The organism is Bacillus sp. SIMBA_005, assembly GCF_046535585.1.
Taxonomy (GTDB): Bacteria; Bacillota; Bacilli; order Bacillales; family Bacillaceae; genus Bacillus; species Bacillus pumilus.
Genome location: NZ_JAWRWI010001277.1, coordinates 1 through 231, shown reverse-complemented (window position 1 = coordinate 231; position 231 = coordinate 1). Strand labels below are relative to the sequence as shown.

Below are 231 nucleotides of genomic sequence, written 5' to 3'. Positions count from 1 at the left end.
CGGAGCTGGTCGGCGAGGTGCTCAAAGTGATTAAGGATCTGGCGAACGAAGGCTGGACGATGGTCGTCGTCACCCATGAAATCAAATTCGCGCAGGAAGTGGCCGATGAAGTCATCTTCATTGACGGCGGCGTCATTGTGGAACAAGGACCGCCGGCCCAGATTTTTTCCGCGCCGAAAGAAGAACGCACGCAGCGGTTTTTAAATCGTATACTGAATCCTTTGTAGGAGC

General features: G+C 53.2%; 1 pseudogene. It reads left to right on the top strand.

From position 1 onward, the window contains the following. Positions 1–227 (top strand): annotated as a pseudogene (gene tcyC, locus SB660_RS24170) (cystine ABC transporter ATP-binding protein TcyC); the annotation flags it as partial. Positions 228–231 lie beyond the last annotated feature (4 nt).